Origin of the sequence: Pantoea dispersa, from assembly GCF_019890955.1 — a bacterium.
GTDB lineage: Bacteria > Pseudomonadota > Gammaproteobacteria > Enterobacterales > Enterobacteriaceae > Pantoea > Pantoea dispersa.
Genome location: NZ_CP082346.1, coordinates 2537747 through 2551394 on the forward strand (window position 1 = coordinate 2537747; position 13648 = coordinate 2551394).

The 13648-nt window shown below is 58.6% G+C and carries 12 protein-coding genes; 6 read left to right on the forward strand and 6 right to left on the reverse strand.

Translation table 11 applies throughout. The features are described from left to right. Positions 1-4: 4 nt before the first annotated feature. On the reverse strand, positions 5-2122 hold the full coding sequence (rlmKL, locus tag K7H94_RS11900; RefSeq protein ID WP_222951090.1) for a bifunctional 23S rRNA (guanine(2069)-N(7))-methyltransferase RlmK/23S rRNA (guanine(2445)-N(2))-methyltransferase RlmL: 2118 nt from the start codon (positions 2120-2122) through the stop codon (positions 5-7). 96 nt (positions 2123-2218) lie between these two features. On the opposite strand from rlmKL, the gene K7H94_RS11905 reads away from it, so the two are divergent. Beyond that, positions 2219-3328 carry a YcbX family protein gene (locus K7H94_RS11905; RefSeq protein WP_222951091.1) on the forward strand — a complete coding sequence of 370 codons (1110 nt, stop codon included), beginning with the start codon at positions 2219-2221 and terminating at the stop codon, positions 3326-3328. A 3-nt stretch (positions 3329-3331) separates the two neighbouring features. Here the strand turns inward: K7H94_RS11905 and K7H94_RS11910 are convergent, their stop codons facing one another. The 5 genes from K7H94_RS11910 to K7H94_RS11930 all read right to left on the reverse strand — a co-directional run bounded on the left by K7H94_RS11910 (position 3332) and on the right by K7H94_RS11930 (position 8571). Beyond that, the gene (locus K7H94_RS11910) at positions 3332-3874 is read right to left on the reverse strand and encodes a cell division protein ZapC (RefSeq protein WP_058759732.1); all 543 of its coding nucleotides are present in this window, start codon (positions 3872-3874) and stop codon (positions 3332-3334) included. Between the two features lie 150 nt (positions 3875-4024). Then, complete coding sequence (gene pyrD / locus K7H94_RS11915; RefSeq protein ID WP_222951092.1) at positions 4025-5035, reverse strand: quinone-dependent dihydroorotate dehydrogenase; 1011 nt, start codon at positions 5033-5035, stop codon at positions 4025-4027. 120 nt (positions 5036-5155) lie between these two features. Then, positions 5156-6160, reverse strand: a complete 1005-nt coding sequence (locus K7H94_RS11920; protein WP_222951093.1) for a glycosyltransferase family 2 protein — start codon at positions 6158-6160, stop codon at positions 5156-5158. Continuing rightward, the gene (locus K7H94_RS11925; protein ID WP_222951094.1) at positions 6157-7674 is read right to left on the reverse strand and encodes a lipopolysaccharide biosynthesis protein; all 1518 of its coding nucleotides are present in this window, start codon (positions 7672-7674) and stop codon (positions 6157-6159) included. Before K7H94_RS11925 ends, K7H94_RS11920 begins: the two co-directional genes overlap by 4 nt. Positions 7675-7776: 102 nt before the next feature. Beyond that, positions 7777-8571, reverse strand: a complete 795-nt coding sequence (locus K7H94_RS11930; protein WP_058759734.1) for a hypothetical protein — start codon at positions 8569-8571, stop codon at positions 7777-7779. A gap of 732 nt (positions 8572-9303) precedes the next feature. Here K7H94_RS11930 and ssuE point away from each other — a divergent pair. Genes ssuE through ssuB form a run of 5 tightly spaced genes read left to right on the forward strand, consistent with a single transcriptional unit; the run spans position 9304 to position 13572 of the window. Further along, a complete protein-coding gene (gene ssuE, locus K7H94_RS11935; RefSeq protein WP_222951095.1) occupies positions 9304-9855 on the forward strand; it encodes an NADPH-dependent FMN reductase in 552 nt (183 codons plus the stop codon). 10 nt (positions 9856-9865) lie between these two features. Further along, positions 9866-10825, forward strand: a complete 960-nt coding sequence (locus K7H94_RS11940; RefSeq protein ID WP_072209001.1) for a sulfonate ABC transporter substrate-binding protein — start codon at positions 9866-9868, stop codon at positions 10823-10825. An 11-nt stretch (positions 10826-10836) separates the two neighbouring features. Continuing rightward, the gene (gene ssuD / locus K7H94_RS11945) at positions 10837-11982 is read left to right on the forward strand and encodes an FMNH2-dependent alkanesulfonate monooxygenase (protein WP_222951096.1); all 1146 of its coding nucleotides are present in this window, start codon (positions 10837-10839) and stop codon (positions 11980-11982) included. 10 nt (positions 11983-11992) lie between these two features. Next, positions 11993-12784 (forward strand): aliphatic sulfonate ABC transporter permease SsuC, encoded by a 792-nt coding sequence (gene ssuC, locus K7H94_RS11950; protein WP_021508324.1) that lies wholly within the window; start codon positions 11993-11995, stop codon positions 12782-12784. Further along, positions 12781-13572, forward strand: coding sequence for an aliphatic sulfonates ABC transporter ATP-binding protein (gene ssuB, locus K7H94_RS11955; protein ID WP_021508325.1), 792 nt, complete (start codon positions 12781-12783; stop codon positions 13570-13572). Before ssuC ends, ssuB begins: the two co-directional genes overlap by 4 nt. The last annotated feature ends 76 nt before the right edge of the window (positions 13573-13648 follow it).

Here is a 13648-nt window from a genome sequence, read left to right on the forward strand (position 1 = left end):
AAACTTATTCCTTACCGGCGTGGCTTACCAGCCAGCAGTTGTGAATTTGACGGTTGCGCGCAAAGTCCTGCGACAGCGTTTTTTGCGTAATTTCCTGCGCCTGCAGACCCAGACGCTGCAAGCCGTCCAGATCCATTTTGAAGCCGCGCTTGTTGTTGGAGAACATAATGGTGCCGCCGCGACGCAGCATGCGCTTCAGGTTCTGCAGCAGCATAAGGTGGTCGCGCTGCACATCGAAGTCATCTTCCATGCGTTTGGAGTTGGAGAAAGTCGGCGGATCGATAAAGATCAGATCGAACTGCTCATCGCTTTCGCGCAGCCAGCTCAGGCAGTCCGCCTGCATCAGGCGATGCTGGCGCCCGGTTAATCCATTCAGGCGCAGGTTACGTTCGGCCCACTCCAGATAGGTGCGCGACATATCGACCGTGGTGGTGGATTTGGCGCCGCCCAGCCCGGCATGCACGCTGGCGCTACCGGTATAGGAGAACAGGTTAAGGAAATCTTTCCCCTGGCTCATCTGGCCCAGCATCTGGCGCGCGATACGGTGGTCGAGGAACAGGCCGGTATCGAGATAATCCGTCAGGTTCACCAGCAGCCGCGCGTTAAACTCCTGCACTTCAAAGAATTCGCCCTTCTCGCTCAGCTTCTGGTACTGGTTTTTGCCCTTCTGCCGTTCGCGGGTTTTCAGCACCAGGCGATTGGCCGGTATCTCCAGCACGCTCAGCGTGGCACCGATCACGTCAAACAGGCGCTGACGCGCTTTGGTCGCATCCACGGTTTTCGGCGGCGCGTACTCCTGAATCACTACCCAGTCGGCGTAGCGATCGACCGCCACGTTATACTCCGGCAGGTCGGCGTCATACAGGCGGTAGCAGTCAATATTCGACTGGCGCGCCCACTTGTCCAGTTTTTTGCGGTTCTTACGCAGGCGGTTAGCAAAGTCTTCGGCAATCAGTGCGCCGCCTTCGGCGCTGTTCTCCGCCAGCTGGTAGTTTTTCTGTACGCACTCCAGCGGACCGTTTTTCGCTTTAAACTGGCGATCGGCGCGCAGCTGCAGGCAGCTGAGCAGCTCTGGTGAGGCGCTGAACAGCGACAAATTCCAGCCGCCAAACTGCTGTTTCATGATGCGGCCCAGCTGGCTGTGCAGCGCAATCAGCGCCGGCTCGCTCTCCAGACGCTCACCGTACGGCGGGTTACTCAGCACCGTACCGCGCATCGCTTCGCCCGCCAGCGGATTTTTCAGCTGCAGCACATCCTGCTGCGCAAAGGTGAACAGATCGAACACGCCGGCGCGGCGCGCGTTGGCACGTGCCCACTCCAGCACGCGACCATCATTATCATAGCCAAAGAAGCGTGACGTGGTGGCGGCCGTGCCGGCGCGCGCACGCTGCAGTGCTTCGCTGCGCACCTCCTGCCACAGTGCATTGTTGTGGCGTTTCCAGCGGCTGAAGCCCCAGTGCGAACGCAGCAGGCCCGGCGCGCGATCGCAGGCGATCAGCGCCGCTTCAATCAGCAGCGTACCGGAGCCGCACATCGGATCGACCAGCGGCGTGCCGCTCTGCCAGCCGGAGCGCATCACAATCGCCGCCGCCAGGTTCTCTTTCAGCGGTGCCTGGCCGGTTTGCTGGCGATAGCCGCGCTGATGCAGTGCGGTGCCGCTCAGATCCAGCGCGATGCTAACGCGATCTTTATTCAGCCACGCGTTGATGCGAATGCCCGGCTGCTCGCGATCGACACTCGGCCGCTCCAGATTCTGCCGGGTAAAGCTATCGACAATCGCATCTTTGATGCGCAGCGCACCAAACTGGCTGTTGCGAATCACCTCATTGGTGCCGCTGAAGTGGATGGCGAACGTGGTGTTGCTGTCAAACAGCTCGCTCCACGGGATGCTTTGCGCGCCGACGTAGAGGTCGAGATCGCTCCAGACGCCGAATTCTCCCAGCGGCAGCAAAATACGTGAAGCCAGACGGCTCCACAGCAGGCTTTGGTACATTATGCGGTCGTCGGCTCGGAAGTGGACGCCGCCCTGCACCACCTGCAAATCCTGCGCACCCAGCGCGTCCAGCTCAGTTTTCAACAGCTCTTCGAGCCCACGCGCCGTACTGGCAAACAGAGAATTCATATCGTCACTTTTACTCTTGCTAAAATTGTTGCGCATTATAGCGAATCAGCGTCCTATGTCATAAAGTTAGCTTCTTTTTGTCTGTACGGAGTTGTGATGATTACCCTGTCTCGCCTGTATATTCACCCGGTTAAATCGATGCGTGGTTTGCAGCTGTCACACGCGCAGGTGCTGGAAAGCGGTCTGGCCTTCGATCGCATCTTTATGGTGACCGAAGCGGACGGGACCTTTATTACCGCCCGCCAGTTTCCGGAGATGGTGCGTTTCACGCCCGCCCTGCTGCCCGACGGGCTATTCATCACCGCGCCGGACGGCAGCCAGGCGCTGATCCGCTTCAGCGATTTCAGCACCCAGCCGGCACCGACCGAAGTGTGGGGCAACCAGTTCACCGCCCGTATTGCGCCTGACACCATTAACCAGTGGCTGAGCGGCTTTTTCCCGCGCCCGGTGCAGCTACGCTGGGTTGGCGCTGAGCCGTCTCGCCGGGTAAAACGCTTCGACCAGGTCCCGCTGGGGTTCGCTGACGGCTTCCCTTACCTGCTGGTCAACATGGCGTCGCTGCAGGATCTGCAGCAGCGCTGTCCGGCCAGCGTGCGGCTGGAACAGTTCCGCCCCAATCTGATCGTCAGCGGCGCCAGCGCCTGGGACGAGGACAGCTGGAAACGTATTAAGATCGGCGAGATCACCTTCGAGATGCCGAAGCCGTGCAGCCGCTGCGTGTTTACCACCATCGGCACCGAAAGCGGTCGCAAGCACCCGCAGGGCGAACCGCTCGCCACGCTGCAGCGTTTTCGCAGCGCGCAGGACGGCAGCGGTGATATCGATTTCGGCCTGAATCTTATTGCGCTTAACAGCGGTATCGTGCGCGTCGGCGATAAGGTTGAAGTGCTGGAACGGCAAACGCCGCGCGCTTACGGTGCCGGTGAGGTGGTGGAAACGCTGCAGGCCGCCAGCAGCGCGCCGGCCGCCGTGACCATTGGCTATCAGGGTCAGCAGTTTGCCGGCGATAATCAGCAGGTATTACTGGAACAGCTGGAGATGCAGGGCTTTCGCATTCCCTACTCGTGTCGGGCCGGAATCTGCGGCAGCTGCAAAATGACGCTGGTGTCGGGTGACGTGAAGGCGCTGAAGCAGAGCGCGGTGCGCGGCGACGGCACCATTCTCAGCTGCAGCTGTATTCCGAACGGAGATATCGAACTGGCGTAAGTGCTACACCGCGCGGGCGAAGGGCGCGCTGCTCTCCTGCAACTGTGGCTGCAGGCGATCGTTCATGATCTTGATGGCATCACCGAGCTGCATCCCTTTGCCCGCCACCGTCAGCGCACTCTGCGCCAGCAGACAGAGCGCGGCATTCTCGCCGCTCTCGACCACCAGCAGCTGTGCCTGTTCGCCGCTGTCGGCCAGCGTTACCGCCACCATATCGCCCGCGACGGGCTGCCAGCTGTGCGCATGGCTGGTGAAGTGCCAGCTTTTCGGCATCAGCGGCTTAAGGAAACGGCTGGCCACCAGCGCATTCAGCACCAGCTCGGCGCGCTGATCGCTTTTTAAACCGCTCTGGCGACAGCGCTCTTCAAAAGTAAAATAAAGCGCAGCGTCATCAACGCAAAAACCGCTGTCATTAAAGGCATCGGGCGTCAGCATTTTGCGCGAGAAGCGCGAGCGAAATAACATTCCATCGGCCAGATCCAGCATCATCCGGTCATGCTCTGCGTCAAAATACCAACGCCAGTTGTCATCGGGTTTGATTTTCATGGGGTGCCCTGTGGATTTACGCTGCGCTAAACGGCGCTGAAATTTAAAATATTGCTTTAAGGAAAAAGCTGAAAATTGTACGAACAGGACAAAATATAAACGAGCCGGAGGGAGAAATAAACCCCCCGGCCTGGGAAAGTGAGAAATGTCTTAGAGATGGGTCACGATATCTTTAATTAAACCCGGACCTTTATAAATAAAGCCTGAGTATATCTGCACCAGCGTTGCGCCAGCCGCCATTTTTTCCCGTGCCGCGACCAGCGAATCAATGCCGCCGACGCCAATAATGGGCAGACGTCCCTGCAGCTCCTGCGCCAGACGGCGAATCACTTCGGTGCTGCGCGACTGTACCGGACGACCACTTAATCCCCCCGCTTCGTCGGCATATTTCAGCCCGCTCACCAGCGAACGATCGAGCGTGGTATTGGTGGCGATCACGCCATCTATTTCGTGACGCACTAAACTGTCAGCAACCTGGATCAATTCTTCTTCAGAAAGATCCGGCGCGATCTTCACCGCCACCGGCACATATTTCAGATGGCTTTCCTGCAGCGCCCGCTGTTTTAATTTAATCGCCGACAGCAGATCGTCCAGCGCTTCGCCATATTGCAGCGAACGTAATCCGGGGGTATTCGGTGAGGAAATATTGATGGCAATATAACCGGCGTGCGCATACACCTTTTCCATGCAGGTCAGATAATCGTCTTTGCCCTGTTCTACCGGCGTGTCTTTATTTTTACCAATATTGATGCCGAGCACGCCTTTAAAGCGCGCCTTTTTCACATTCTCTACCAGGTGATCAACGCCGAGATTATTAAACCCCATGCGGTTGATGATACCTTCCGCCGGCACCAGCCGGAACATGCGGGGTTTGTCATTGCCCGGCTGTGCGCGTGGCGTCACCGTGCCCACCTCGACAAAGCCAAAGCCCATGGCGCCAAAGGCATCAATGCACTCCGCGTTCTTATCCAGCCCCGCAGCCAGACCCAGCGCGTTCGGAAAGGTCAGCCCCATACAGGTCACCGGGCGTGACGGCAGCGACTGACGAATCAGCCCTTCCAGCGGCGTGCCGCTGATGAAGCGTAACTGTTGAAAGGTGAGTTCGTGCGCGCGCTCTGGATCGAGCTTAAACAGCGCCGGCCGGACGATAGGATATAGCATGCACTCTCCTGAATGGCGGAAGCTTCGTGAAAGTCGGGTGCACGGGAATTTGTGCGCCAGAATGGTAAGGTGCTCTGGCGCAAAAGTAAATTACTCTGGGATGCAACAATTTGATCGGTATCAGCGTCGGGCGGAATAGCGTTCCAGACGATCGCGGCAGGCCTGTAAGCCGCTGTAAATCGCCGGGCAATACCACAGCAGTTTCAGTCGCGCGTTGTGCTGTAACACTTTACGCACCAGCTGATTCACCTGCGGCTGCCACTCGGCGGGCACCGTCATGTGATTTTTGCGGATTTGCGTCAGGCAGCCGTGCATCACCGTCTGGTAATAATCGTCCAGCAGCGCCTCATCGTGCGGCAGTTGCTGCTGCTGCAGGAACTGCTCACTGCCAGCGCGGGCGATAAAGTAATTTTTCACCCATGAGAAGTCGCGCGTGCTCTGCGAGAGTGAACTCAGCATAAAGCGTTTGTAGTAGTAGCTCTGGCTGGTGCAGTACAGCGCGCGCGCCTGCAGATAAAGGGCAAACATAAAGGGCGCGTCTTCATGGTTCTGGATCGGCAGAAACTGCAGATCGAGCTGGTCAATCAGGTGACGCGAGATGATGCTGCTCCAGATCACCCGATGCGCCGAGTGATGCTGAATCAGCGTGCGCAGCGTGGCGCTACCGCCCGGCAGCAGGCCGCTGACGTGGCGCTGATGGATGGTCTGATAATGGCGCTGCGGTGCTGGCAGGTCGAAAAACATCTTCGCGCCAAAGCAGAACAGATCAATCTCCGGGTGACGGGCCTGCACGCGGCGGAAATCGGCGAACAGTTCAGTCGAGACGAAGTCGTCGGCATCCATAAAATAGACGAAATCGCCGCTGGCTGCGGCCAGCCCCTTCATGCGCGCGGCACTGACGCCGCCGCGTCCGCCACTCAGCAGCGTCACCTGCGGATGCTGCGCAGCAAACGCCGTCAGCCAGGCCACGCTGTCATCGCTTGAGCCATCATCAATAATGATGATCTCTTCCGGCGGCGATGACTGGCGAAGCAGCGACCCCAGGGTTTCCGGCAGCCAGGGCGCGCAGTTCCAGTTAGGGATAATTACCGAAACCGTCGGCGTGCGGCGTGATGTCATGCTCATCCTCTTTCCTCTGCGTTAACAAGCGGCGCGCGCAGGCGTTTTAGCACCAGGCTGTGTAACAGACAGCACACGCCAAGGTTAAAGGCCCCGATCAACCCCAGCCACAGCAGGTTGATCCAGCGATTCTGGTTCCACTCGATGGGCAGCAGCGTGCTGAGCCAGGCAATCAGCGCCGACAACGCCCAAATCAGCGCTACGTCGCGCGTCAGCCAGCTGAAATGGATGCCCGGCGCAAAGCGGCGATGCACCAGCCACGCCCAGCCAACTAAATAGAAGATGTTCTGCCCCAGCCACAGCCAGCCGGTGCCCAGCGCCCCGTAATGGACGGCACACCAGATGTTGAGCGGCACCAGCACGACGGCAAAACAGGTGAATCCCTGCATGTGCAGTTTCAAATTGCCGTTGACGTATTGCAGGTGATACAGCAGGCCGCAGATCGCCTGGATGCCGCTGCCGAGCGCATACAGGCTAAGCACGAACGCCATCTCTTCGACAATTTGCGGTTTCTGCGTCCACGCCCACAGCAGCGGTCCGGCATAGCAGGCAATGGTGATGCTGAGCGGGGCCATAAAAATTGCCACCGCCTGGGTGGTATAGCGATAGAGCTTCAGCGATTCGGCATCGCCCTGCTGACGGGTTTTCATGCCGGTCATGCGCGGCACAATTGCCTGCATAATCGGACTGCTCAGCAGCAGGATCCCGGTCGCAGCCGTGGCGACCACGGTGAACGAGCCGTACTCGCTCAGCGGCAGGGTTTTTGACAGCACCAGCCGGTCAATCTGCGAAATAAAGGTCCACACGGCGCTGGAGAAAGCAGCGCTCAGCGCAAAGCGGATAAAGGGTTTGAGCACGCCTTTCAGATCGTCGCGCTTCTCTTTGCGCGCTGCGCGGGGCACCAGCTGACAGGATTTCCAGATACAGCAGGCGGCTTCGGCAATCGACACCAGCAATTGCCAGATAAAGAAGGTCAGCAGCGGATTCGGGAACAGCTGGATCACCAGTACCGCGCCAAAAGTACGCAGCGTGGTAATGATCAGGTTCACGCCGTTGAGCCAGACCTGATGCTCAAAACCGACAATCACGCTGCGATACGGGCTGGTACGCCAGCGAATCGCGGCGGTGATCACCATGATCGCCACGGCCACCACCACATCGCTGGCGGGTAAGTGCTGCGCATCCAGCCAGTGCGTGGCAATCCATGGCGTCGCCAGCCAGCCGAGCACCACCAGCACCAGGGTGGAGAACAGGAAGAAGCGGGTCAGGGTGGCAAACAGCGCCGGAAACCAGACAAATTCTGCCTGATTCGCCCGGTAGCGTGCCGCCTCGCGCATCAGCGTGGTTGAAACGCCCGCGTCGAGCAGCTGCAGCCAGGTCAGCAATATAGAAAAGAAGCCCACGAGACCGTAAGCTTCCATACCTAAATGCTGAATATACAGGGGAACTACTAAAATACCTGACAGCGTCAGATAGATCTGGCCAACATAGTTGGCAATCGCGTTACGTTTGATAGACATAAAAACTCTGGCGTCTGGGTATTTTTCTCAGTGTTAACAGCGTGACACAAAAATACCTCAGCGCCCACGGGAGTAATTCTTAAAATTAACGCTGGCGCTATCTCAGCGGCTTTTTCTCATTTTCATCAGTGAGAAATAGAGGTCGGGATGTTTCAGTAACAGTTTTTCCATTGTGCTCTGCGGTGAAAACTGATCGGCAAAGTAGCGCACCGCGTGCCGCACATTATTAGAGAACTGCGTTTCAGCGTTTAATTCCTGCTGTACCAGCTGTAATAACCCGCTGCGTAAATAACTCTGGCGATAACGGTTTCGCTCCGGAATAAAGTGTGACAAACGGGTGACCTTTTCATACTCCGTCATAAATTGCTGATAGCTGGGTGGCGGATTAACCGTGGTGACCTCATGCTCAGCGCGAGCATCCAGCAGCCATACCGTTTGCGTATTTAACAGGCCGGCCAGCATCACATCCTGAATGCGTACCAGCGGAGCGGCATTTTTCACCAGCGCGGCGCGCAGGATGACCGCATAGTTATTCTGCTGCCACAGGCGCTGCGCCTGCAGCTGCTGGAACAGCTGCAGCGACGACTGCAGGCCGCTGCTCAGTGCGCGTGGTGCCAGTGAAACCAGCATGCAGTTGAGCTCCGGGCGCTGATGGCTGAGCGTTGCCACTTCCTGCAACAGTGCAGCAGAGGGCGCAAAGCCGTCGGCGGCAAACAGTAAGAACGCGTCGTCGCTGACGCTCTCCGCCGCTGGCTGCGGCACAGCGGTAAACTGGCTGTGCGCGGCATCCGGCTGCAGCAGATAGCACAACAGCGGATTAACGTTATCAGCCGCGACGCGCGCGGGCTGAGCGGCAACCGGCTCAGCCGGGTGCACTAACAGAGCAGACCTTCCCATATTCCTCTCCCTAAAAATAATACTGAATAATGGCCAGACAAAAATCCGCCCAATTAAGGCGCAAATAAGGCAGTGACTTTTTTTTAGCGTAAGAAAACTCAATCAATTATAAACAGCCCGCCGACGGCATGACTATTGGCCCTTGCCAGACTGGCTGTTTATTTGCCTTTTATTGTTAAGCGTCACTAAAGAAAGCCCCACTTAAGCGCAGAGGAAATTAGCAATACTCGTAACAGGAAACGTTGAGACATGGCTCAATTTTAATAAAACGCTACGTTTTGACACACTTCTTCTTCAATTTAAGGCCAGCTTAAAATGGAGCAGTGAAAACAGCAGGTGAGAAAAATCCTGGTGATAATTTTTAACTTAAGCCGCCATTTCTTCGCTACAGCTTAAATTACCTCATCTATTTCTTCTTAAGCCTGATGACAATGGCGCGCCCGGCGATATGTGTCGACGGTTACACCTCTGATTTAACCAGGCAACAGCGCTTTTAATCATTCTCACCTTGCCCGTGACGGAAGTCGCTAATGAAAACCCGGCAATCTGCGGGTGCAATTCAGATTAACCTTAGAGGCGCTTTTCCCTTCCTTTATAAGCGCGGGCTATTCCCGCCTGACGGCTATCCATTGCCGGATAAATCATTTACGCCTCGCCGCCTGCTCTGTCAGGATTGAACGCATCAGTTCTCAATAATTGCTAATCAATAACTTTCAGTTATAAGGAGTGACCATGCGGGTTATTACGCTGGCGGGGAGTCCGCGTTTTCCTTCACGTTCTACGGCGCTGCTGAGTGTGTGTCATCGGGCGCTGGAAGCGCGTGGCGTTGAGGTGATTCCGTGGAACATTCACAACTTTCAGCCGGAAGATTTGCTATATGCGCGCTTTGACTCACCGGCACTGACCGCGCTGAAAGCGGATTTAGCGCTCGCGGAGGGGCTGATCGTCGCCACGCCGATTTATAAAGCCTCTTTCTCTGGTGCGCTGAAAACCCTGCTCGACCTGCTGCCAGAGCGCGCGCTGGAACATAAAGTGGTGCTGCCGCTGGCCAGCGGCGGCAGCGTGGCGCACATGCTGGCCGTTGACTACGCGCTGAAACCGGTGCTGAACGCGCTGAAAGCGCAGGAAGTTCTGCACGGCGTGTTCGCCAACGATACGCAAATCACCCATTACGACCGCCAGCCTGAGCTGGATGCGCTGCTGAGCGAGCGCATTGATGAGGCGCTGGAAACCTTCTGGCAGGCGCTGCACCGTCGTCATCAACCCTATGCTCAGGCTGTATAAAGGAACCGCGATGAAAAGGATGTTAACCCGCTGGCTGCTGCCAACCGTTACCGCGCTGTTTGCCCTGACCCTCGCGGCTCAGGCTGCCGAAGCGCCGGCACAATTCCGTATCGGCTATCAGAAAGGATCGGTCAGCATGGTGCTGGCCAAATCGCATCGGCTGCTGGAGCAGCGCTTCCCGGCCACCAACATTCAGTGGATCGAGTTTCCGGCCGGTCCGCAAATGCTTGAGGCGCTGAACGTGGGCAGCATTGACCTGGGCAGCACCGGTGATATCCCGCCGCTGTTTGCTCAGGCCGCCGGGGCGGATTTGCTGTATGTCGGCTCGGAGCCACCGAAGCCGCAGGCCGAGGTGATTCTGGTGCCGAAGGACAGTCCCATCCACAGCGTGGCGCAACTGAAAGGCCATAAAGTGGCGTTCCAGAAAGGCTCCAGTTCGCACAATCTGCTGCTGCGCGCGCTGGAACAGGCCGGGCTGAGCTTTAACGATATTCAGCCGACTTATCTGACGCCAGCCGATGCGCGCGCCGCGTTTCAGCAGGGTGATGTTGACGCCTGGGCGATCTGGGATCCCTACTATTCCGCTGCGCTGCTGCAGGGCAACGTCCGTGTGCTGGTGGACGGCAGTAAGCTGAACCAGACCGGTTCGTTCTACCTCGCCACGCGCAGCTTTGCTACCGAGCACGGTGACTTCGTGCAGCAGGTGCTGCACACCTTTAGCGAAGCCGACGCGCTGACGCGCAGCCAGCGCCAGCAAAGTATCGATCTGCTGGCACAGGCGATGGGCCTGCCGAAGCCGGTGATCGCCAGCTACCTTGACCATCGTCCCCCGACCACCATTACGCCGGTCAGCGCCCACACGGCGCAGGCCCAACAGCAAACTGCCGATCTGTTTTATGCCAACCATTTAATGCCGGTCAAAGTCACCATTGCCGATCGCATCTGGCAGCCACAGCCGGCCCGGCCATAAGGAAATTTATCATGAGCGTATCCGTATTCTGGTTTCTTCCCACCCACGGCGACGGCCACTATCTCGGTACCGCCGAAGGCGCGCGCCCGGTGGACCACGGTTATCTGCAACAGGTGGCGCAGGCCGCCGATCGCCTCGGTTTTGGTGGCGTGCTGATCCCCACCGGCCGATCGTGTGAAGATGCGTGGCTGGTGGCCGCATCCCTGATTCCGGTGACGCAGCGCCTGCGTTTTCTGGTGGCGCTGCGCCCGGGGGTGATTTCCCCGACGCAGGCCGCACGGCAGGCCGCCACACTCGATCGTCTCTCCAACGGGCGCGCGCTGTTTAACCTCGTCACCGGCGGCGATCCGGAAGAGCTGGCGGGCGACGGCGTTTTCCTCGAGCACCGCGAGCGTTATGCCGAATCCGCGGAGTTCACCCGCGTCTGGCGCCGGGTCAGCGAGGGTGAAACGGTTGATTACGAAGGCAAGTATGTCAAAGTGCGCGGTGCACGGCTGATGTTTAAGGCGGTGCAGCAGCCGCGTCCGCCGCTGTGGTTTGGCGGCTCATCGGATGCCGCGCAGGATCTGGCCGCGGAGCAGGTGGATGTCTATCTGACCTGGGGCGAACCCCCCGCGCTGGTCAAAGAGAAGATTGAACAGGTGCGCGCCAAAGCGGCGGCGCAGGGGCGCACGGTGCGCTTCGGCATTCGTCTGCACGTGATTGTGCGTGAAACCAATGAAGAAGCATGGCAGGCGGCAGACCGGCTCATCGCCCATCTTGACGATACCACCATTGCTAAAGCGCAGGCGGCGTTTGCCCGCACCGATTCAGTCGGTCAGCAGCGCATGGCCGCGCTGCACGGCGGACGCCGCGATCGGCTGGAGATCAGCCCGAACCTGTGGGCCGGCGTCGGCCTGGTACGTGGCGGTGCCGGGACTGCACTGGTGGGCGACGGTCCGACGGTCGCGGCGCGTATGCAGGAGTATCAGGATCTCGGCATCGAGACCTTTATTCTGTCTGGCTATCCGCATCTGGAAGAGGCCTATCGCGTGGGCGAGCTGCTGTTCCCGCATCTCGACCTGGCCGTGCCGGAAATCCCGCAACCCCGCGTGGTGCAGGCGCACGGTGAAGCGGTCGCCAATGATTTCACCCCGCAAAAAGTCGCGCAGAGTTAAGGAGTTTCGTATGGCAAAGGTCAAGAAACAGCTGAGCAATGCCCTGCTGCCGTGGGCGCTGCCGGTGCTGCTGGTGGTGGTGTGGCAGATTGCCTCACAGGCTGGCTGGCTGTCGACGCGCATCCTGCCCTCGCCAGAGAATATTGTCATCACCTTCTGGCATCTCGCGGCCAGCGGTGAGTTGTGGCAACACCTCGCCATCAGCGGCTGGCGAGCGGCAATCGGCTTTGCCATTGGTGGTTCGATTGGTCTGATTCTCGGGCTGATTACCGGCACGTCGCGCACCGGCGAACGGTTGCTGGATACCTCGGTGCAGATGCTGCGTAACGTGCCGCACCTGGCGCTAATCCCGCTGGTGATTCTGTGGTTTGGCATCGACGAGTCAGCCAAAATTTTTCTTGTGGCGCTCGGCACGCTGTTCCCTATCTACCTCAATACCTATCACGGCATACGGAATATTGACCGCGGCCTGGTGGAGATGGCGCGCAGCTATGGTCTCTCCGGCTGGAGCCTGTTTATTCAGGTGATTTTGCCGGGCGCGCTGCCGTCAATCATGGTTGGCGTGCGCTTTGCCCTCGGTCTGATGTGGCTGACGCTGATCGTGGCCGAAACCATCTCGGCCAACTCCGGTATTGGCTATCTGGCAATGAACGCCCGTGAGTTTCTGCAAACCGATGTGGTGGTGGTCGCCATCATTCTCTATGCCCTGCTGGGCAAACTGGCCGACGTAACGGCACAGCTGCTGGAGCGTGTCTGGCTGCGCTGGCATCCGGCTTACCAATTGAAGGAGGAGAACGCATGAGCAACGCAACGCTAAGCCCGGCGCGCCTGAACCGCGGTACCCCGGTGGGCGTCAATGGCGTCACCAAGCAGTATGGCAATCGCACCATCCTGAATCATATCGATTTACATATTCCGGCCGGCCAGTTTGTCGCGGTGGTCGGCCGCAGCGGCTGCGGTAAAAGTACCCTGCTGCGCCTGCTGGCCGGGCTGGAATCCACCACGCACGGTGAACTGCTGGCGGGCAACGCGCCGCTGGCCGAGGCGCGCGAAGATACCCGCCTGATGTTTCAGGATGCGCGTCTGCTGCCGTGGAAGAAAGTGATTGATAACGTTGGCCTCGGTCTGAAAGGCCGCGAGTGGCGCAGCGCCGCGCTGGAAGCGCTGGCGGCGGTAGGTCTGGCCGATCGTGCACATGAGTGGCCGGCAGCGCTTTCCGGCGGACAGAAACAGCGGGTGGCACTGGCGCGGGCGCTGATTCATCGTCCCGGCCTGCTGCTGCTCGATGAACCACTCGGCGCACTTGATGCGCTGACGCGCATTGAAATGCAGGGCCTGATTGAGTCGCTCTGGCAGCAGCATAATTTTACCGTGTTGCTGGTGACGCACGATGTCAGCGAAGCGGTGGCGATGGCCGATCGCGTATTGCTGATTGAAGAGGGTCAGATCGGGCTGGATTTGGCGGTAGATTTACCGCGTCCGCGCCGCAAAGGATCGGCGCGCCTTGCCGAGCTGGAGGCCGAGGTGCTGGATCGGGTGATGAAGCGGGGAACCTCAGAGCAGCCCCTGCAGTTCGCGCAGCAGCGTTAATTCAGGACGCGCGATAAATCGCGCCGCTACAGAGGATTGCAACTCTTTGTAGCGGCGCAATTTATTGCGCATTGTT